19 protein-coding genes and 1 tRNA gene are annotated in these 19,928 nt (G+C 63.8%); 7 read left to right on the plus strand and 13 right to left on the minus strand.

Features of this window, described 5'->3' with window-relative positions; genetic code table 11:
* Positions 1–81: 81 nt before the first annotated feature.
* The 6 genes from GYH26_RS07750 to GYH26_RS07775 all read right to left on the minus strand — a co-directional run bounded on the left by GYH26_RS07750 (position 82) and on the right by GYH26_RS07775 (position 5,790).
* Positions 82–1,809 carry an MDR family MFS transporter gene (locus tag GYH26_RS07750; protein WP_161541166.1) on the minus strand — a complete coding sequence of 576 codons (1,728 nt, stop codon included), beginning with the start codon at positions 1,807–1,809 and terminating at the stop codon, positions 82–84.
* A gap of 84 nt (positions 1,810–1,893) precedes the next feature.
* Complete coding sequence (gene merA, locus GYH26_RS07755; protein WP_161541167.1) at positions 1,894–3,567, minus strand: mercury(II) reductase; 1,674 nt, start codon at positions 3,565–3,567, stop codon at positions 1,894–1,896.
* A gap of 2 nt (positions 3,568–3,569) precedes the next feature.
* Positions 3,570–4,154 carry a mercuric transporter MerT family protein gene (locus GYH26_RS07760; RefSeq protein ID WP_431768144.1) on the minus strand — a complete coding sequence of 195 codons (585 nt, stop codon included), beginning with the start codon at positions 4,152–4,154 and terminating at the stop codon, positions 3,570–3,572.
* A 29-nt stretch (positions 4,155–4,183) separates the two neighbouring features.
* Entirely contained in the window at positions 4,184–4,597 is a 414-nt protein-coding gene (locus tag GYH26_RS07765) for an ArsR/SmtB family transcription factor (RefSeq protein ID WP_161541168.1), read from the minus strand.
* A 243-nt stretch (positions 4,598–4,840) separates the two neighbouring features.
* Positions 4,841–4,913 (minus strand) — tRNA-Thr (locus GYH26_RS07770).
* A 103-nt stretch (positions 4,914–5,016) separates the two neighbouring features.
* Positions 5,017–5,790: an RraA family protein gene (locus tag GYH26_RS07775; RefSeq protein ID WP_054684314.1), complete on the minus strand. Its 774-nt coding sequence runs from the start codon at positions 5,788–5,790 to the stop codon at positions 5,017–5,019.
* Between the two features lie 47 nt (positions 5,791–5,837).
* Between GYH26_RS07775 and GYH26_RS07780 the strand changes: the two genes are divergently transcribed.
* Both GYH26_RS07780 and GYH26_RS07785 read left to right on the plus strand, forming a co-directional pair.
* Positions 5,838–7,382: a carboxypeptidase M32 gene (locus tag GYH26_RS07780; protein WP_161541169.1), complete on the plus strand. Its 1,545-nt coding sequence runs from the start codon at positions 5,838–5,840 to the stop codon at positions 7,380–7,382.
* 26 nt (positions 7,383–7,408) lie between these two features.
* Entirely contained in the window at positions 7,409–7,738 is a 330-nt protein-coding gene (locus GYH26_RS07785) for an HPF/RaiA family ribosome-associated protein (RefSeq protein WP_012843893.1), read from the plus strand.
* Between the two features lie 75 nt (positions 7,739–7,813).
* On the opposite strand, the gene GYH26_RS07790 is transcribed toward GYH26_RS07785, so the two are convergent.
* The 5 genes from GYH26_RS07790 to pdhA form a co-directional block, all read right to left on the minus strand.
* Positions 7,814–8,272, minus strand: coding sequence for a hypothetical protein (locus tag GYH26_RS07790; protein WP_161541170.1), 459 nt, complete (start codon positions 8,270–8,272; stop codon positions 7,814–7,816).
* 146 nt (positions 8,273–8,418) lie between these two features.
* A complete protein-coding gene (locus GYH26_RS07795) occupies positions 8,419–9,240 on the minus strand; it encodes a metallophosphoesterase family protein (RefSeq protein ID WP_161541171.1) in 822 nt (273 codons plus the stop codon).
* Between the two features lie 72 nt (positions 9,241–9,312).
* Positions 9,313–10,638, minus strand: a complete 1,326-nt coding sequence (locus GYH26_RS07800) for a pyruvate dehydrogenase complex dihydrolipoamide acetyltransferase (protein WP_161541172.1) — start codon at positions 10,636–10,638, stop codon at positions 9,313–9,315.
* 32 nt (positions 10,639–10,670) lie between these two features.
* The gene (locus GYH26_RS07805; protein WP_161541173.1) at positions 10,671–11,654 is read right to left on the minus strand and encodes a pyruvate dehydrogenase complex E1 component subunit beta; all 984 of its coding nucleotides are present in this window, start codon (positions 11,652–11,654) and stop codon (positions 10,671–10,673) included.
* Positions 11,655–11,693: 39 nt separating this feature from the next.
* Positions 11,694–12,836, minus strand: coding sequence for a pyruvate dehydrogenase (acetyl-transferring) E1 component subunit alpha (gene pdhA, locus GYH26_RS07810; protein WP_161541174.1), 1,143 nt, complete (start codon positions 12,834–12,836; stop codon positions 11,694–11,696).
* 231 nt (positions 12,837–13,067) lie between these two features.
* On the opposite strand from pdhA, the gene GYH26_RS07815 reads away from it, so the two are divergent.
* From GYH26_RS07815 to GYH26_RS07830, 4 genes are all read left to right on the plus strand, one after another.
* On the plus strand, positions 13,068–13,820 hold the full coding sequence (locus tag GYH26_RS07815; RefSeq protein ID WP_242006312.1) for a polyprenol monophosphomannose synthase: 753 nt from the start codon (positions 13,068–13,070) through the stop codon (positions 13,818–13,820).
* Positions 13,821–13,905: 85 nt separating this feature from the next.
* Positions 13,906–15,282: an alkaline phosphatase D family protein gene (locus GYH26_RS07820; protein ID WP_014067039.1), complete on the plus strand. Its 1,377-nt coding sequence runs from the start codon at positions 13,906–13,908 to the stop codon at positions 15,280–15,282.
* Between the two features lie 85 nt (positions 15,283–15,367).
* On the plus strand, positions 15,368–16,648 hold the full coding sequence (icd, locus tag GYH26_RS07825) for an NADP-dependent isocitrate dehydrogenase (protein ID WP_014067040.1): 1,281 nt from the start codon (positions 15,368–15,370) through the stop codon (positions 16,646–16,648).
* A 48-nt stretch (positions 16,649–16,696) separates the two neighbouring features.
* Positions 16,697–17,146, plus strand: a complete 450-nt coding sequence (locus GYH26_RS07830) for a hypothetical protein (RefSeq protein WP_161541175.1) — start codon at positions 16,697–16,699, stop codon at positions 17,144–17,146.
* 301 nt (positions 17,147–17,447) lie between these two features.
* Here the strand turns inward: GYH26_RS07830 and GYH26_RS07835 are convergent, their stop codons facing one another.
* Entirely contained in the window at positions 17,448–18,629 is a 1,182-nt protein-coding gene (locus GYH26_RS07835; protein WP_174238077.1) for a tRNA-queuosine alpha-mannosyltransferase domain-containing protein, read from the minus strand.
* A 15-nt stretch (positions 18,630–18,644) separates the two neighbouring features.
* A complete protein-coding gene (locus GYH26_RS07840) occupies positions 18,645–18,890 on the minus strand; it encodes a hypothetical protein (protein ID WP_012843904.1) in 246 nt (81 codons plus the stop codon).
* A gap of 101 nt (positions 18,891–18,991) precedes the next feature.
* Between GYH26_RS07840 and GYH26_RS07845 the strand changes: the two genes are divergently transcribed.
* On the plus strand, positions 18,992–19,705 hold the full coding sequence (locus tag GYH26_RS07845) for a ComF family protein (RefSeq protein ID WP_242006314.1): 714 nt from the start codon (positions 18,992–18,994) through the stop codon (positions 19,703–19,705).
* Positions 19,706–19,928 lie beyond the last annotated feature (223 nt).

Consider the following 19,928-nt stretch of genomic DNA (forward strand, 5'->3'; position numbering starts at 1 on the left):
TCTTACGCGCAACCCGAAAGCAGGTCAACGACGCAATTGCTACAGATAGGATAAAAAAGTACGGCGGTGCCTGCGCGGGCTCTATGCATACGAGCGCCTGAGGGGGAGCTCGGGTACGAACCAGGTGGCGATCAGTCCGGCCACAACCAGCGCCAGCACGTAGCGATAGATGCGGCCGATGGCTTCGGCGAACGCCCGACGCAACTGCTGGAGCACCTGCTCCCGAGCCTGGCCGATCTCCCGCTGAATCAGCGCCTGCAGGGCCTCGGTCGAAGCTTCGCGGCGGGCCGCCTCCTGCAGACGTGCCTTCACGGTAGGCGGCAGCGGTGCAGCCTGAAGCGTCCGCGCCAGCCGGCCGTCGTCGTGGGATGCCAGCGCGGTTTCGATCTGCACGGCCAGCGAATCGAACCGGGCCTGAACGGCCTCCAGCCCACCCCGCTGCCCTTCCTGAAATCCGAGCTGTGCAGTCGCCTCCTGCGGCACATACGCCGCCAGCGAAGCGGCCAGCACGGTACCCATGACGGCCGTTCCCACCACCCCGCCGATCTGACGGGCAAGCATGGCCGCGCTGGTGGCCTGTCCCAGCCTGCGCACGTCCACGGCGTTCTGAATGGCCAGCGGAAACAGCGGCATGGTCGGTCCCAGTCCCAGCCCGCACAGCGCCAGGTAGAGCGCCACAAGCCCGGGCGGCGTCTCCGGTGTGAGCGTCGTCAGCAGCCCCACGGCCACCAGCACGAGCAGCTCACCGCCCAGCATGAAGCGCCGGTAGTGTCCGAAGCGCGAGACCAGCTGACCGGAGACGGTCGAACCCGTGGCCACGCCCAGCGAGAAAGGGATCATGCTGAGCCCGGCCACCGTGGCCGAAACGCCGGCCACGTTGATCAGAAATAGCGGCGCGAACAGCACGATGTTCAGAAAGGCCGCGCCCATCAGAAACAGCGCAATGACCGAAGTCGTGAAGACGCGCTCGCGGAACAGCTCCAGGTCCAAGATTGGCGAAGGCGAGCGCCGGGCCTGCCGCACGAACAGCACCAGAAGCAGCGCGGCCAGCACGAACAGGCCGATGGTCTCCGGCGCGTCCCAGGGATGCGCCTGTTTGTCGAGTTGCAGGGCCAGTACGAGCGCGGCCAGCGCCCCGGAAAACAGCACCGTCGAGTTCCAGTCCAGCACGCGATGCGTAGCCGGCGGCTGAAGCGTCGGCATCTTGCTCCAGATGAAGCCAAGCGCGAGCAGGCCGAACGGAAGGTTCACGTAAAAGACCCAGCGCCAGCCTTCGATGCCCGGCACCAGCACGTCACCATGGTCGGTCAGCACGCCCCCGATGAACGGGCCCAGCACGCTCGCCAGCGCAAAGACGGCCCCCACGAAGCCCTGGTAGCGTCCGCGTTCGGCCGGAGGAAACAGATCGGCGATGATGATGAAGGCCAGCGAAAACAGTCCGCCGCCGCCCAGTCCCTGCAGTGCCCGAAAGACGATGAGCTGATTCATCCCGTCGCCCAGAAGCGGCAGCGGCCCGAACTCTCCGGCCAGCCCGCACAGAAACGAGCCGCCCAGGAAAATGCCGATGGCCGCCAGTTCGATAGCTTTACGGCTGTAGAGATCGGCCAGTTTGCCGTAGATAGGGGTCGCGACGGTGAACGTGAGCAGGTAGATCGTAACGATCCAGGCGTAGCGGTCCAGTCCCTGCAGGTCGGCCACGATGCGCGGGAGGGCCGTCGCCACGATGGTCTGGTCCAGTGCGCCCAGAAACAGCGCCAGCAGCACCCCGGCCAGCGTGTAGCGGCGTTCGGGCGAAGCGAGCAGGTTCACGGCAACGCGTTCGGTTAGCAGCCGTCCGTCGATAAACGCCCGAGCGCCCGCGTGATTCCGGCTGACCTGTTGTTTACCCGAGTTTCACACAGCACAGCAGCTGAGCTGGCGCACATCCTTGGTAAAGCCCAGCGCGGCCAGTTTGACGGCCTCGGACCAGGTCAGATAGGGATGAAACCGGCGGGCCAGCTCCGAGACCGGGATCTCGTAGCGCAGCGCCAGCGACAGCTCCATGACCAGTTCGCCGCCTTCGGGCGCCACGATCCGCGCGCCCAGCAGCCGGTCTGTCACCGGATCGCGCAGCAGCTTGATGAACCCGCGCGTATCGCGGCCCACCAGCGCCCGCGGCACCTCCGAAAGCGGTAGTACCGAAGTTTCATAATCCACGCCGGCTGCCTGCGCCTCGCGCTCGCTCAGGCCCACCCCGGCCACCTGGGGATCGGTGAATACCACCCAGGGTAGCGCGCTGTAGTCTCGCATCTCGTGCCGATTCATCAGGGCATTTTCGGCGGCCAGCTGGCCTTCGTAGGCGGCCGTGTACACGAACGGCGGATTGCCGATCACGTCGCCGGCCCCCAGCACGGTCGGCACCGCCGTCCGCAGCGTTTCGTCCACCTGCAGAAAACCCTGGCGGTCGGCGGCTATGCCCAGTGCCTCCAGGCCCAGATCGTCCGTGTTGCCCCGGCGGCCGGTCGCCACCAGCAAATGCGAGCCCTCCAGCCGATGCGTCGCGCCATCTCGTTCATATGTGACCACCACGCTGCCCTCCTGCCAGGCTACCTCCACGACACGCGCCTCGGTCTGAACGTCGATTCCCTCCGCCTGCAGGTACGTTGTGAGCGCCTCAGCCACGTCGGCGTCTTCCTGTGGCAGGATCTGCGACAATAGCTCCAGCACCGTCACTCGGCTGCCCAGCCGGGCAAAGGCCTGAGCGTTTTCCAGTCCGATGTAGCCGCTGCCCAGTACGATCAGGTGCTCGGGTAGCACAGATAGCCGATAGAGTGTTTCGTTGGTGAGATAAGGGCCGTCGGCCAGACCCGGCACGGGCGGCAGTGCCGTGCGCGAACCTGTCGCGATCAGCACGGCCCGACCCGTGATCGTTTCGTCGCCCACCTGAATGGCAGTCGGACCGGCCAGCCGCGCTCGCCCTTCGCGAAAGACGATCTGCTGACCGTCGATGAGATCCAGGTACTTGTGCTGACGCAGTTCGTCGGTCAGCGCCTGCACCTGGCCGATTACGGCGCCGAAATCCTCCACCCGACTGGTGGAACGAATCCCTGCAAAGGGATGATGCGCCGCCCGGTGGTGGGCTTCGGCCGCCCGAATGAGCGCCTTCGAGGGCACACAGCCAACGTTCACGCACGTGCCGCCCGGCGGCAGGCCGTCGTTGACGATCAAGCTCCGGAAGCCCAGCTCCCGCGCCCGCAACGCCGCCGCAAACGCCGCCGAGCCACCGCCGATGATCAGCAGATCGTAATCGACCCGATCCAAACCGTCTCCTGCCGGCGTTTCGCCGCCGATTTCACGCACTACCTCCCAGGCCTCCAGTCGGTATCCGTGGCCGGCCTGTGCGACAGCCTTCTTGAGCGCTTCGGCATCGACAGCGTCGCCTTCCCAGGTTACTACAGCCCGGCCGCTCTGCCAGCCGGGCACCTGCGCGCGCTCCACACCGGGCACCCGCATGAGCGCCTGTTCGATCGTGCGCGCGCAATGCGCGCAGGTCATTCCCCCGATACGCAGTTCCAGGATCTTTTTCATAATCATACTCCATTTTTCAGTTTTGCATCGAATCCGGCGCCGCGAATGGCCTCAATAAGCTGCGCCACCGAAACCTTCTCCGCGTCGAAGCGCACGCGCGCCTCCGGCGGCTCCAGCGTTACCTCGGCTGCCTGCACGCCTTCCAGGCGACGCAGCGCATAGACCACGGCCTGACTGCACGCCTCGCATGTCATCCCCTGCACCTCCAGCACCACCTCCTGCACCGGCTCGCTACGGACCTGCTGCGCCATCGCGGTCGGATGCGTGCGTCCGATCAGCGACGGCGCGGCCAGCAGCCCCAGCACCAGCACCGTGCCCAGTCCCAGCAGCAACCGGCGCATCTTCGGGCGCAAGCCGGTCTCGCAGTCGCAGTCGGGTTCCCGAACACGTCGCGCTTCCCGGTACCAGGCCAGTCCCAGAGCTCCCAGCGCCAGCGCCACAAAAAACGGCCGGTAGGGCTCCAGCGCCGAAAGCCGGCTCACCCAGGCACCCCCCACACCGACGGCCACAGCCGCCAGCGGGCCAACGCAACAGACCGAAGCCAGCACGCCCGCACCTATGGCCGCCAGCAGGCTCGAACGGGCAATTCAGTCCGGCTTTTCCGTCCTGTTCGTGCTCATTGCGCTTCCTCCTTCAGGTTGAGGTTCAACTGAATGCGGTCCAGCTCCAGCTCGTCGAACAGTCGCACAAGCAGTCGGGCAAACGGATTGGCCGTGCAGACCCGGTAGTAGATCGTCTGCGCCTCCCGCCGCGCTTCGACGAGCGCCTTTTCGCGCAGGATTTTCAGGTGCCGCGAGACGGCCGGCTGCGAGATCTCGAAAATGTCGGCCAGGTCGCACACGCACAGCTCCCCGGTCCGGTGCAACACGTAGAGCATGCGCAGCCGCGTCTCGTTGCCGGCCGCCTGCATGAAGGCCGCCAGTGCCACCAGGTGATCATTCCTGAGCGCCTCTTCGCGCAATCGGGCCAGCTTCTCCGGATCGACGGCCACCCGCACGCACGTGCGGTCGGTCACCTCGCGCCGCTTCATAATTCTTAACAGATTGGTTAATTAACTTTATTGTTATATAACAAACAAAACACACATTGTCAAGATCCCTGAGCCCAGATTTGAAAGAGGGCGCCACGCGCGGACGGGAAAAGCCTCAGCTTGTGCATGAACGGACAGGCTTTGCAGAAGCAGCGTCGTCCCGCTGGTGCGCAGACCTGAGCAACACGGTGCGCTTCGAACAGAAATCCAACAAAAAACCCCGGCACGAAGCCGGGGTTTGAGAGCCAACGGCCGGACTCGAACCGGCGACCTGCTCATTACGAGTGAGCCGCTCTACCAGCTGAGCTACGTTGGCTCGTAAGGCGCAAGTAAGTTAGCGAGCCATTTCACGCCGCGTCAAGCCGCAGGATCCCATCCAACGGCCGCCGACGCCAACCTTAACATTTCTTCAAGCAGCCCTACTGCTGTACGGTTTTATCCAGCGGCAATCCGAGCTGCTCGTAGAGTTGGCGACGCCCCTGTTTGTCGGCTTCCAGCACGCGCCGGGCCAGCCGGAACACCCGTGCGGCATGTTCGCGAGGGACGACCACCACGCCATCGCCGTCGGCCACGATCACGTCGCCGGGACGCACCAGCGCCCCGCCGATCTCGACGGGCCGGTTGACCGATTCCAGTTCGTTGCGTCCCGGACGAATGCCGCGTCCGCGCTGCAGCGGGTCCATGTAGAGCGGGATCTGCTGCTTGATGATCTCATCGGTGTCGCGCACGCTTCCGGTAGTCACAATGCCACGGGCGCCCCGGGCATACCAGAGCAGCGAGTTGTAGGAACCGATCGAGCCCGTATCGCCGTTGCCGCTGGCGTCGATGACGATCACCGTACCGGGCCGGATCAGGTCCACGAACGGCTCGGGCGACAGTTCGTTGTACCAGCGGCCGCTCCAGGCGTCGAATGCTTCCTCGGGGATCGGATTCGGGACGATTTTGTTGGTCGGCACGTAGCGAACTGTCAGCGCAATCCCGCAGAAACGGTGTCGAAAATCCTCCAGATCGCGCCAGAGCGGCTGAATGCGCGTATCGACCAGCCCCACATTGCGCAGGCCGACCACGTCCATGGCATCGACCACGTCGGCCACGCGCAAACCTTCACAGAGCGCCAGCAGCGTCGAGTCGCTGACGGTCGTATCTTGTGGGGCCGCAAACAACAGGCTCAGCGTAAGCAGCAGGACGTTCATGGCGTTTCGTTTACAGGTTACAATTTATCAGACAATACATAAAAACGATGGATAAAACAAGCCCCTTTGCGATCCATCCGGCGCTGGCCGAGCTGCGTGCGCACCTGGCGCGCATGATGGACCTCCGGGCGGCGGCCGCCCTGCTGGAATGGGATCAGGAGACCTACATGCCCGCCGGAGCAACCGCCGTGCGGGCCGAGCAGCTCGGCACGTTGCATCGCCTGGCCCACGAGTGGTTCATCGCAGAGCGGACGGGCGAGCTGCTGGAAGCGGCCGCGGCCTCCGTGCGTGAGCTTCCTCCGGAGCACCTGGCCGTACGGCTTGTCGAGGTCGTGCGCGAGGATTACGACAAAGCGCGACGGGTACCGCCCGAGCTGGTGGCCGCGCTGGCCCGCACCGAGTCGGAGGCCCGCGAGGCCTGGAAGCAGGCCCGCCAGGAGAATCATTACGCGGTGTTTGCGCCCTATCTGGAGCGGCTGCTGGCGCTCAACCGGGAAAAGGCCGAGGCGCTGGGGTACGAAAAACATCCCTACGACGCCCTGCTGGACCAGTACGAGCCGGGCATGACCACCGAGGCGGTGCGCGTCCTTTTCGAGCAGTTGCGCGCCGAGCTGGTCCCGCTCGTTCGGGCGCTTGCCGACCAACCCCAACCCGAAGCGGCCTTCCTCCACCGCTACGTCGAGCCCGAGCGCCAGTGGGCCCTGAACCGCATGGTGCTGGAAGCCATTGGCTTCGATCTGCAGCGCGGGCGGCTGGACGCCTCGGTCCACCCGTTCAGCACCGGGATTGCCATTGCGGACGTGCGGCTGACCACCCGCATCGATCCGCACGACTTCGCCAGCGGGCTGTTCGCCACGCTGCACGAGGCCGGACACGGACTCTACGAGCAGGGGATCGATCCCGTACTTGAGCGCACGCCGCTGGCCGACGGCGCCTCGCTGGGCCTGCACGAATCACAATCACGTCTCTGGGAAAACCTGATCGGCCGGAGTCTGCCTTTCTGGGAGTATTTCTATCCCCGGCTTCGGGAGTATTTTCCGGGCGTGCTCGACGACGTGCCGCTGGATGCCTTCTACCGGGCCATCAACCGCGTGCAGCCCTCGCTCATCCGCGTCGAGGCCGACGAGGTCACCTACAACCTGCACATCCTGCTTCGCTTCGAACTGGAAGTCGCCCTGATCGAGGGGAATCTTTCGGTGCAGGATCTTCCGGCCGCCTGGGACGAGGGCATGCAACGCTACCTCGGGCTACGGCCGGAGACGCTTCGCGAAGGGGTGTTGCAGGATATTCACTGGTCGCAGGGAGCTTTCGGGTACTTTCCGACCTATACTTTAGGGAACCTGATGTCGGCCCAGCTCTGGCGGGCCATCGAGCAGGAGATCCCGGACGTAGCAGCCTTCATGCAACAGGGAGATTTTCGCCCGATTCTTACCTGGTTGCGCACGCAAATCCACCGGCACGGCCGCGCCTGGAAGGCGCCGGTCCTGCTTGAGCAGGCCACGGGCCATCCGCTCGATGCGGAACCCTGGCTGACGTATATACGCAAAAAGTACCAGGCGCTGTATCCCGCAGCGTCCGTATCTTTGTCGTAGTTCAATCACCAGCCGAGAGAGCCTCTATGGAGATCCCGGAAATCGCCTTTGAGTACTACAGCGAAAATCACGAGCTGACCGACGCGCTGAAGGCCAAGGTCGAGCAGCGCATTCAGAAGCTGGCGAAAAAACACCACGACATTACGGGCGTGTCGGTCGCCATCCAGCGGGTCGAGCATACCCATACGCCCCATGCTTACCGGGCACGGGTGGTCGTCTACCACAAACCCGAGAATGTCGTGGCAACCGAAGTAGCTCCGACCGTAGAGGAGTCGCTGCTCCGCGCGCTGGACTCCGTTGAGCGTCAGGTGCGCGAGCAGCGTCGCAAGCTCCGCGAGCAATGGAAGCGCCCGTGAATACAAAAAGTACAAAAAGGGGCGGTTCTTACACCGCCCCTTTTCATTTTACGCACCCATCAACAAGCTGCAGCTCTATTGTGCAGAAGGGCGTGTAGCCCGGGGCGTTTTGATCAACCGACCGCCACGCTGACGCAGCAGATCTTCCCGTAGAAAAATGAGCAGGTAGTCGCGGGCCACCTGGCTTTCGATTCCGGCCTGTTCGGCCCGATCGAAAAACTCGGCAAAGCTCAGCTCGTCGGGTAACTGTGCCAGGAAGGCCATGGCCTGCTGAAGCACCTCGGCCGACAGTTCCGGCAGCCCCTCTTCGGCGGAAGGTTGAAGCTCCTGAAACAGCCGATACAGCGTTACCTCTTCTCGAAGCCGCCGATTTTCTTCTCGAAGCCGTTCGTTTTCCTCGATCAGGCGCTCAACCTCCCGCTGAAGCCAGGCTAACCGTTCCTGTACATAGGCAATGAAGTCTTTCGGGTCCAACGGCATCGAGAGCGATTCCCCTCCGGGACTACCGCGTGCAAGATCCGGGCTACGCGCCATCGGAGTCTTTCATGCATGCTTTACAGATAGTGTCCGAAAAGTTCGGCTCGGTTGACAAAAACTGTTGGCTCAGCAAACATGCGCCAACGGCGCATCCCCTGGCGTTATCTTCGGCGCAATTCCCCAACCTCTCTGCTTGCTCAAATTTAAGCACGGCTGCATTTACGGGGAAGTGTTTTTCTGGAAAAACGGTGTTGTCGAAAATCAATAAAACGGTGGGTGGCCGCTTCATAGCAGTGCTCTTCAACCTGCACTGTTTCTTTTTCGATGCGAATGATGTTGTAGAAGTTCTTCTCGCGATGGGGACCACGTCCCCGGCTGCTTGTGGCCGTTCCGGCACTGACGATGACCACGCGGTGGCCGTCGGGCTGCACCACGACCGGCTCCACGTGGGCCACGTGCAGGTGCCCGCACAGGATGAATTCGATCCCGGCACGGGCGATCACTTCCAGCGCCCGGCGGGCGCCCCGCGCCACGTCGTGCGGTCCCACCGCCTGCAGTTGCACCAGGTGGTGGTGAATCACCAGCATGCGCACGGCCGAGGGCGGCACCGTGGCAAAGAATGCCTGCAGGTAGGCTAAATCTTCGGCGGTAAGACGGCCACCTTTAACGGTGGCGCCGTACGCCGTATTCAGGCCCAGCACGGCCACCTCATCGTTGACGAACGACGGCCGTAAATCGGTGGTGATGTACCGCCGATAGCGGGCCAGCGGCCGCACCAGTCGGCTCAGCGGCCGCCACCAGGGGTAGACATCGTGGTTGCCGGGCACCACCAGCGTTGTCGCGGGCAGCGCCTCCAGAAACGCCCGGGCAGCCCGGAACTGGCGTGGACGCGCACGTTGCGTCAGGTCACCGCTGATGACCACCAGATCCGGCGCCTGGCGACGCACTTCCGCCAGCAGATCCTCGACGACGGCCCCGGAGGCCAGCCGTCCGAAGTGTAGATCAGAAAGATGCGCAATCACCATGACCAGAAAAACAGACAGGCGGTCCGGTGAACCGCCTGCCCTGAACGCATGGCTATGGCTGCAGGTGCCCGACTACAGCAGCAGGTTCAGCGGCTCTTCCAGGTACTGCTGAACGGTCTTGAGGAAACGGGCGCCCGTAGCGCCGTCGACGATCCGGTGGTCGCACGAGAGCGTCAGCCGCATCCGCTTACCGGGCACGATCATGCCGTTCTTCACCACGGGCACATCGCGGATGGCGCCGATGGCCAGGATGCAGGCGTTCGGCGGGTTGATGATGGCCGTGAACTCCTCGATCCCGTACATCCCCAGGTTGCTCGTGGTGAAGGTCGCCCCTTCCATTTCCTGGGGTTGCAGTTTGCGCTGGCGTGCTTTTTCGGCTAGCGCGCGCGTCTCCTCGGCGATCTGGCCCAGCCCCTTCTGGTCGGCGTTGCGGATGACCGGCGTCACCAGCCCGTCCTCCAGCGCCACGGCGATCCCGATGTGGATCTCTTTCCAGCGCCGGATTTCGCCTTCCTGCTCCAGGTAGGAGGCATTGATCTCGGGATGCTGGCGCAGCGCCAGCGCGCAGGCCTTCGTGATCAGGTCGTTGAAGGAGATCTTGGGCCGCCCCTGCGCTTCGGCCAGCTCGTTGAGCTGCTGGCGGAAGGCAACGGCTTTCTCGACGTCCACGTCGACGGTCAGATAGAAGTGCGGCGCCGTGAACTTGCTCTGCGCCAGACGCCGCGCAATCGTACGGCGCATGGGCGTAATGGGCACCGACTCGTAGGGCAGCTCGGGCGCCGGCGTGGGCGTCGGGGCCGGAGCCGGTGCGGGCGCGGCTTCGGGCGCCGGTGCGGCCACCTCGACGGGCGGACGCTGACGGGCCAGCGCTGCCTCGATGTCACGGCGCACAATGCGTCCCTCCGGACCCGTCCCCTGAATGGTGCGCAGGTCCAGTCCGTACTCCCTGGCCAGTTTGCGGGCCAGCGGCGAGGCCTTGATGCGTGTCTCGGCGCCATCGCCGGCCGTCACCGCGGGAGCCGGAGCGCCATCTCCTGCACGCGCCGGCTGCTCGGCCTGTGGCGCCGATTCGGCCGGGGCAGCCTCCGCCGTCGGCTCCGCCTTCGCGGGCGCCTCCTTTTTGCCGCTATAGCGTTCCAGAATCTCCGAAATATCCTCGCCTTCCTCCCCCAGCACAGCGATCAGCCCGCCGATGGGGACCGACTCGCCCTCTTTGACCACTTTCTTCAGCAAGACCCCGTCGTCGTACACTTCGAGGTCCATTGTTGCTTTATCCGTTTCCACCTGAGCGATCACGTCCCCGGCCGACACGCGCTGCCCTTCTTCCACCAGCCATGCCACCAGCACCCCCTCCTCCATCGTGTCGCTCATCTTGGGCATTTCAATGGGAATTGCCATGGTCGCTTATTGCTTTGATGGTTTCGGGGGAATCAGTCCACGTACATGACCTTCTTGCAGGCCTCGTAGGCCGCGTCGACACTGGGCATGTAGTACTCGATCAGGTTCTTCGCATACGGCGCCGGTGTGTCTTTAGCCGTCACGCGCAGCACAGGCGCGTCCAGGTAGTCGAAGGCCCGCTGCTGAATCTGGAAGGCCACTTCCGACGAGACGCTGGCAAACGGATTGCTTTCGTCGATGATCACGCAGCGGTTCGTCTTTTTGATGGACTGCACAACCGTGTCGAAGTCGAAGGGTCGGATCGTCCGCGGATCGATCACCTCGGCGCTGTAGCCTTCTTCGGCCAGCCGATCGGCCACCTCCAGGGCGATCCAGTAGCTCTTCGAGTGCGCCACGATCGTCACGTCCTCGCCTTCCCGGGCGATACGGGCCTTTCCGAGCGGGATGAGATATTCCGGATCCTCGTTGACCTCCCCCCGCATGCTGTACATCAGCTCGCTTTCCAGGAAGATCACCGGGTCGTCGTCCCGGATGGCCGACTTGAGCAGCCCCTTGGCGTCGTCCGGATTCGAAGGAGCGACGACCTTCAGGCCCGGGAAGTAGGAGTAGATCGACTCGACCGAGGTGCTGTGCGTGGCCGCCAGCTGACCGGCCGCGCCGTTGGGTCCTCGGAAAACGATCGGGATCTTGAACTGACCGCCCGACATGTAGCGGATCTTGGCCGCATTGTTGACGAGCTGGTCGAAGGCCACAAAGGAAAAGTTGAACGTCATGAATTCCACGATCGGGCGCAGGCCGTTCATTGCGGCGCCGATGCCCAGTCCGGCAAAGCCGGCTTCGCTGATCGGGGTATCGATCACCCGCTTGGGGCCGAAGCGCTTGAGCATACCCTCGCTCACCTTGTAGGCCCCGTCGTACTGTCCGACCTCTTCGCCGATGAGAAAGACGCGCTCGTCGCGCTCCATTTCTTCGATCATCGCGGCCCGGATGGCCTCGCGAAACTGCATGATGGCCATGGTCTATCGTCTCGGTTAGGTTCTCGGGGATACACGAAATCAGGCCAGGAAGGGATAGTCCGGCTGTGCGTAGACGTCCTCGTAGATGGACTCCAGCGGCGGATACGGACTCTTCTCGGCGAACTCCACGGACGCCTGCACCTCTTTCTTCACATCGTCGTCGATGGCGTCCAGCTCTTCGTTCGTCGAGAGTCCGTGCTGGAGCATGTAGCTCTTCAACCGAATGATCGGGTCTTCTTTCTTCTTGGCTTCCAGCTCCTCTTTGGTACGGTACTTGGCCGGGTCGCTCATCGAGTGCCCGCGGTAGCGATAGGTGCGCACCTCAAGCACCGAGGGCTGATACTCGCGCGCCAGCGCCACGTACTTGCGCAGGGCCTTCATCACACTGAAGACGTCCATGCCGTCCACCAGCGCCCCCGGCATGTTGTAGTTGGCCGCATATCGGTAGAATTCCGTGTTGGCAAAGGCCCGCCAGACGGCCGTGCCCATCGCATACTGATTGTTCTCAATGATGAAGACGATGGGCAGCTTGTAGAGCGCAGCCAGATTCATGGATTCGTGGACGGTACCCTGCCCCATGGCACCGTCACCGAAGAATGTCAGGCATACACCGCCGTCCTCCTTGTACTTGTGGGCAAAGGCAATCCCGACGCCCAGCGGCACATGTCCCCCGACGATCCCATGGCCGCCGAAAAACTTCTTTTCGGCCTTGAAGAAGTGCATCGAGCCGCCTTTGCCGCGCGAGCAGCCGTCGATCTTGCCGAACAGCTCAGCCATACACTCGTTGGCCGTCATGCCCAGCGCCAGCGCGATGCCGTGATCGCGGTAGGCCGTGATGACTGAGTCGTGTCCGATCTTGATCGACCAGGCGGCGCCGGTCGAGACGGCCTCTTCTCCGATGTACAGGTGCAGAAAGCCGGCGATCTTCTGCTTGCCGTACATCTGGGCCGCCCGCTCTTCGAAGCGGCGCTGCAGCAGCATGTTACGGTAAATAGCCAGGAGATCTTCCCGGCTCAAGCCGAGCTCTTCGTGCGTATAGGCACCGGCCGGGTAGGTCTCGAAGGTCTGCTCAAAGTGAATCGGCTTGGACGGCACCTGCAACTGCACCGCCTGCCCGTTGGCCTGGCTGGCGGCCTGATCTACCTGCGTCGCCTGCTGCTTCTTTCTGGTCTTGCTGGCCATAGCAACGTGTCGTTCGTGGTTATACGTGGCTTCTATTTTACAACCGGCGAAAAACCGCCGGCAAAGGTAGCTTTTAAAAATACAACAAAGCAGCCCCGAAAGCGCATACAAATTGCTGCTTTTTCTTGAGAGGACCGTGAACTTGGAAAGAAACGAGTCGGGGTCTTTTTTGTGCCCATCGTAGTTTAAGGGACCGTTTTGCCTGCAACGATCCGTAACCGAGGGCAATCAGTGACTACCACGCCCGCTACATCCGGCCACTCAGGCACGCTCGTGGTCATCCCGACCTACAACGAGGCGCAAAACGTCGAGCGCCTGCTTCCCCGCGTGCTGGAACTGCCCTGCCGGGTCTCCGTGCTGGTCGTGGACGACGCCTCGCCCGACGGCACTGCCGAACGTGTGCGGAAGCTGCAGGACCGCTACCCGGACCGCCTCTTTCTTATCGAGCGCACCGGCAAGCTGGGCCTGGGCTCGGCCTACCTGACAGGTTTTCGCTTTGGGTTGGAACACGGCTACACCTATCTGGCCGAAATGGACGCCGACCTGTCGCACAACCCGGACGACCTCCCCCGCCTGCTCGAACCGCTGCGCCGCGACGAGGCCGATCTGGTCATCGGCTCGCGCTACATCGGCGGCGTGCGCATCATCAACTGGCCGCTCTCGCGCCTGATCCTCTCTTACAGTGCCAGCCTCTACACCCGGATGATCACCTGTATCCCCGTCTACGACGTCACCTCGGGCTTCAAGTGCTACCACCGGCGCGTGCTCGAAGCCATCGACCTGGACCGCATCCGATCCAACGGCTATTCGTTTCAGATCGAAATGAAATACCGCGCCTGGCGCAAGGGCTTCCGGCTGCTCGAAGTGCCGATCATCTTCACCGATCGTCAGGAGGGTTCCTCCAAAATGAACAAGGCCATCGTCTGGGAAGCGGCCTGGAAGGTCTGGGAACTGCGCCTGCGCGACCTGCTCGGCCTGCTTTAAAAAATGCGCATACCGTCCCGTCGCACCACCGCTTTTTGTAGTTTAGTCCGGAGCGGATCTGCCAACCACCATTCCTGCACGTGCCATGCGACGCTGCCTGCTTTTCCTCTGCGGGCTCTGGGGGCTCCTCGGAGTGGCCGTGGCCCAGGTGCCCGTCCGGCTACCCGAGACGCTTCCCGTAGCCGAGCTGCTGCGCTCGGGTCCGATGAACGGCTACGCCACGCAACGCGAGGTCGTCGTCTGGCTGCAGACGTGGGCGCCGGCTCAGGTGCAGCTGCTCTACCGCGAAGAGGGCCAGCCCGAAGACAGCGCACGCATCACCCCGCCGTACTTTGCCGGCCCTGAGACGGACTACACCGTGCACATCTCCGTGCCCTATCTGGAGCCGGGCCGCCGCTACGTTTACGACGTGGTGCTCAACGACACGATCCTGGCGCTCCCCTACCAGCCACGCTTCCAGACGCAACCGCTCTGGCAGTGGCGCACCGATCCGCCCACGTTCACCGTGGCCGCGGCGTCCTGCTTCTACGTGAACGATCCGCCCTACGACCGCCCCGGCCAGCCCTACGGCGGCGACTTCCAGATCCTCACGCACCTGACGCGCCTCCGCCCCGACGTGATGATCTGGCTGGGCGACAACACCTACCTGCGCGAGGCGGACTTCGGCAGCCCGACCATGATGTCTTACCGCTACGCGCACACCCGCAGCCATCCGTTGCTGCAGGAGCTGCTCGCCACGGCCCACCACTACGCCATCTGGGACGACCACGACTACGGCCCCAACGACGCCGACCGGAGCTATGTGCTCAAAGGCGCCGCACTGCGCCTCTTCCAGCAGTACTGGGCCAATCCGTCCTATGGCCTGCCCGGCACGCCCGGCGTCTTCACCCAGTTCACCTGGGGCGACGTGGACTTCTTCCTGTTGGACGACCGCTTTTACCGGAGTCCCAACGACGCCCCGGACGATTCCACCAAGACCATGTGGGGCGAGGCCCAGCTCACCTGGCTCATCGACGCGCTCACCTACAGCCGCGCACCCTTCAAGATCGTCGCCAACGGCAACCAGATCCTCAACCGCTCCACCCGCTTCGAGTCGGTGGCCGCCCGCTTTCCGCGCGATTACGAGCGGCTGCTCCGGGAAATCGTACGCCGCGGCATCTCCGGCGTGGTATTCCTGAGCGGCGACCGCCACCACACCGAGCTGCTGCGCTACGAGCCGGAAGGCTTCTATCCGCTCTACGAGATCACCACCTCGCCGCTGACGGCAGGCCCCTCGAACGTGGAAGAAGATAATCCGCTGCGCGTCGAAGGCACCCTGCTACGCGAGCGCAACGTGGTGCTGCTCACCTTCTCCGGGCCACGCACCGACCGCGTGCTGACGATCACCGCCTACGACGCCCAGGGCCAGGAACGCTGGCGCCACACGATCCGGGCCCGGGAGCTGCGACCGCCCCGACCGTGAAGCTTCTGCCAAACCGGACGAAAAAGCCTTTTTTGTGTTAATTTAGACCGGTATTCATTCCCCGAAAAACCGAAAAACAGGGATCATGGCACAACCGGTATCGACAGAAGCGCCTGCTTTCGAACACCTGACGCCCCCGGCCGAAGGGGTCCGCATCCAGAAACGTCCCGACGGCACGCTGGAGGTGCCGGATCAACCGATCATCCCCTTCATCGAGGGCGACGGCACCGGGCCCGACATCTGGCGGGCGGCCAAACTGGTCTTCGACGCGGCCGTCGAGAAAGCCTACGGCGGCCGCCGCAAGATCGTCTGGTTCGAGGTCTTCGCCGGCGAGAAAGCCTACAACCAGCTCGGCACCTGGCTGCCCGAAGACACGCTGAAGGCCATCGACTACTATCTGGTGGCCATCAAGGGACCGCTGACCACGCCGGTGGGCGGCGGCATCCGCTCGCTGAACGTGGCGCTCCGCCAGCAGCTCGACCTGTACGCCTGCGTGCGGCCGGTGCGCTACTTCCCGGGCGTGCCCTCGCCGGTCAAACACCCCGAACTGGTCGACATGGTGATCTTCCGGGAAAACTCGGAAGACGTCTATGCGGGCATCGAATTTCCGGCCGGCTCGCCCGAGGCACAGAAGCTCATTCGCTTCCTGCAGGAAGAACTGGGCGTCACGAAGATCCGCTTCCCGGAAACCAGCGGCATCGGCATCAAGCCGATCTCGCGCGACGGGACGCGTCGGCTGGTACGCGCCGCCATTCGCTACGCCATCGAGCGGGGCCGGAAGAGCGTCACGCTCGTGCACAAAGGCAACATCATGAAGTTCACGGAAGGTGCCTTCCGCGAATGGGGCTACGAGCTGGCCCGCGAGGAGTTCGGCGCCCGTCCGCTCGACGGCGGCCCCTGGCACGTGATCGAGCACGACGGTCGGGAAATCGTCATCAAAGACGTGATCGCCGACGCCTTCCTGCAGCAGATTCTGACGCGCCCGGCCGAGTACGACGTGATCGCCACGATGAACCTGAACGGCGATTACATCTCCGACGCGCTGGCGGCGCAGGTGGGCGGCATCGGCATCGCGCCCGGGGCCAACATCAACTACGAGACCGGCCACGCCGTCTTCGAGGCCACCCATGGCACGGCGCCCAAGTACGCGGGGCAGGACAAGGTCAACCCCAGCTCGGTGATCCTCTCGGGCGAGATGATGCTGCGCTACATGGGCTGGCACGAGGCGGCCGACCTGATCATCCGGGGCATCGAGCGCACGATCGCGCAGAAGCGCGTCACCTACGACTTCCACCGCCTCATGGAAGGCGCCACGCTGCTCCGGACGAGCGAGTTCGGGCAGGCCATCGTGGAAAATATGGACTGAACCGAAGGCGGGGCGGCCAGAACGGGCCGCCCCGCCTTATCTTACAGCATGCCCGATCGCATCACCGAACATCTGGACGAAGACGGCCGGCGCTTTGTCATTCGCGCCCCGGCCGAAGCGGACGCCGACGACCTGCTGGAGGCTTCCCACCATCAGTTCATTCTGACCCACTGGGAAGAGCTGGCCGCCGCCTCGCTGACCGGCTATCGTCAGGCTGGCCGTGGCGTGCTCGTCGTGGGCGAGGCCACGCCTCCGCGCAGCCGGGCGCTCCGCCACGGCTTCATGATCCACCGCCTGGCTTACGCCCCGCAGGACGTCCTCACGCCCGCCCAGGAGCTTCCCCCGCTACGGTGGCTGCTGGACCAGCTCGACCGGTACGATCCCAACCAGACCGTGCTCCTGCTCTTCACCACCGAAGACGACTCGCGCGCCTACGCCGTAGATGGCGAGCCACCCCCACCCGACGCCCTTCGCTTCGTCCAGGCTTCCAACAACTGAAAACATTCCGTCCGGGCGGCACCTGTGATCATCACGGCATGAGGTGCCGTACCTGACCTGCTCGTAGTGAGACACGCAGCGAAGCGAAGTGCCATCGAAGGAAAGCCCCTACGGCCGGCGCCTTCGTGGCGCACTACAAACGCATTTGTGCTTGTGGCCAGGCCTGAAGCGAAGCATAGTGCCATCAGGGGAAAGCGCCTTTTCCGGGTGGGTACGGGCCCCATAGTCATTTTACCCCGGCCGCAAATGAAAAACGCCCGTAGCATTGCGCCACGGGCGTTTTTGATGATCATCGGGTAGTTCAGGCGGTAGCGGCCATGGCTTCGTCCGGACGCGCAGAAGCCATGCCGGCCACTTCCTCGAAAAGCCGATCGTAAGCTTCCACGTGTCGTTTCCAGTCGAGGTGCGCGGGGATTTCGCGGAGCCGTTCCGGCGGCAGCGGCCGCTCCTCACCTTTCAGCAGGGCCGACAGCAGCCGGTAGAGTTCCTCCTCGTCCTCGTACAGCGTGGGCGCGTGCAGCAGCGGCCGATGCAGCGGCTCGGGAATCAGCTCCGGATAGCTCAGCCGGTTGGGAAGCAGCGGATGGCAGCCACAGTAGATCGCCTCCAGCACCGCCACCCCGAAAAACTCGTGGCGGGCCGTCGAGACGATGATGTCGGCCCGGTGCAGCAGGCGGCTGTATTCCTCGAAGTCCTCGGCGTAGCCGTAGTGCAGGATGCGGTCGGCGTAGCGCTCGAAGGCCTTGTCCAGTTCGTAGGGCTGTTCCTCGAAGCGCTCGCCGGCCAGAATCAGCCGGAAGCGGTGGCCGGCGTCGTCCAGCCGGTTCATCACGCGCAGGAAAACTTCGGGCGCCTTGTCGTACTCCCAGCGCTGGTTCCAGAGAATGATGGGCGGCGGCATGCCCGGACCCCAGTAGCGCGGCCGCCGATCCCCCGCGTACTGGTCGTGCGCCGACAGATCGATGCCCGGATAGAGCACCGAAGCCTTGGCGCGAATCTCCTGCACGGCGTCCAGGTGCGTGTAATCCGGAAAAGCCCGGAGCAACTGCGGCAATGCCTCCAGAAATTCTTCCATGTGGAAGCGCGTGTTGAACAGCACCCGATCGGCCGCCAGGCACGACAGGTAGTTGATGTACCCGAAGGCCGGATCCCGCTCTTTGCCCTCGGGCAGCGGATAGGTCAGCGCGTTTTCATGGAAATAGAGGATGACGGGCACGTGCGCCAGTTTGCTGCGCGTCAGCGACAGGAAGGCGGGCAGGTTCACCATGTTCGTGGCGAAGATCACATCGGGCCGAAAGCCTTCGTCCCAGGCCTGCAACGCCTTCCGCGCCATGGTGACGGCCCCGCCGTGCATGCGCCAGCGCCGGTAGCGCGGCGCCATCGTTACCGCATGAAACCGATGCCGGCTGTGGCGCATCAGCCCGTCCAGAAAATTCCTGTGAGACCCTCCGTACCAGGGCTCCAGTGCCAGAATGTTCAGCATGTGTCCTGACGTTTTTTAATGGCTCTGTTGCTGTGCCAGCTGTTGCCGGAGCATTTCTTCCTCCTCCTCGGTCGTCGGCCGCACGATCGAGACGGCCCGCACCTGAAGTTTTTCACGCAGCACCGGATCGCGCACCTCCTCGGCCGTAACGAACGCCTCTTCGCCGGGCTTGAGCCGAATGGTGCGCGTGCTCATGGGAATTTCAACCGGCACGTCGTTCGTGTTCTTGATGATCATGCCGCGACGTTTACGACTGGCCATGCTGCCCTCCCCGGATGGTTTGTTTGCGGGCACATGCGTGGGGTATGTTCTTTAAAGTATACAATATTTCCGACGCCGATGCGAACCGTTCCGACCGCCCCATGACTGTTTTACCGGATTCTTACAGGCAGACGCTTCGCCGTCTGGGAAGGGCCCTGCGGGCGCTGGTCTATCCATGGCACTGTCTGCACTGCGGCGCACGGGCCACGCACCCGACGCTTCCGCTCTGCACAGACTGTCTGGCCACGCTTCGTCGCGTGCCGCCCGGCGAGCCGCTTCGTCGCCTGCACCGGTTGCCGGAGGCCATCGGCTGCTTCCGCGCCGCCTACAGCCTGTGGTACGAAACCTCGGAGGGGCCCTTTCGCCCGCTGCACCATGCTCTGAAGTACGGCAACCGGCCGGTCTATGCGCAGCGGCTGGGACGGCTGCTGGGAGAGACATTCCGAGATGAGCTGCAGGAGATTGATGTAATCGTGCCCGTCCCGCTGCACCGCCGCCGTTTCCTGGAACGCGGCTACAACCAGAGCGCCTGGCTGGCCCGAGGCGTCGGCGAAGTGCTGGGACGCTCGGTCGCCCCCGAACTGCTGGTGCGCGTGCGCGCCACGCGGAGCCAGACCCACCTGGGTCGGGAAGCACGTCGCGCCAACGTGGCCCGCGCCTTTGCGGCGCCTTACCCGGAGCGTGTGGCCGGACGCCACGTGCTGCTGGTGGACGATCTGCTCACCACCGGCGCCACGGCCGCCTGGGCCGCCCAGGCCCTGCACGAAGCCCACGCTTCTGGCGTCACGCTGATCACGCTGGGCCTGGCGGTATGAAGCAATTGCAAATTGCCGGAATGTGTGATTGCAGATTCACCGACGAATGACGGCACACCCCATGTACTGGACATGGCTCGCGGGCACAAAAAGCGGACACAGTGGCCGTCTCTGTGTGCTGGAAATGCCGTCAGCTGTCCGATAGGGGTGCCCCAAGGTGTGCGCTCGTGCTTTCAGCCCGGGGTATAAAGCGTGGTCATGGGATACCACGCACATGCACCAT

Source organism: Rhodothermus marinus (assembly GCF_009936275.1).
Classification (GTDB): Bacteria; Bacteroidota; Rhodothermia; order Rhodothermales; family Rhodothermaceae; genus Rhodothermus; species Rhodothermus marinus_A.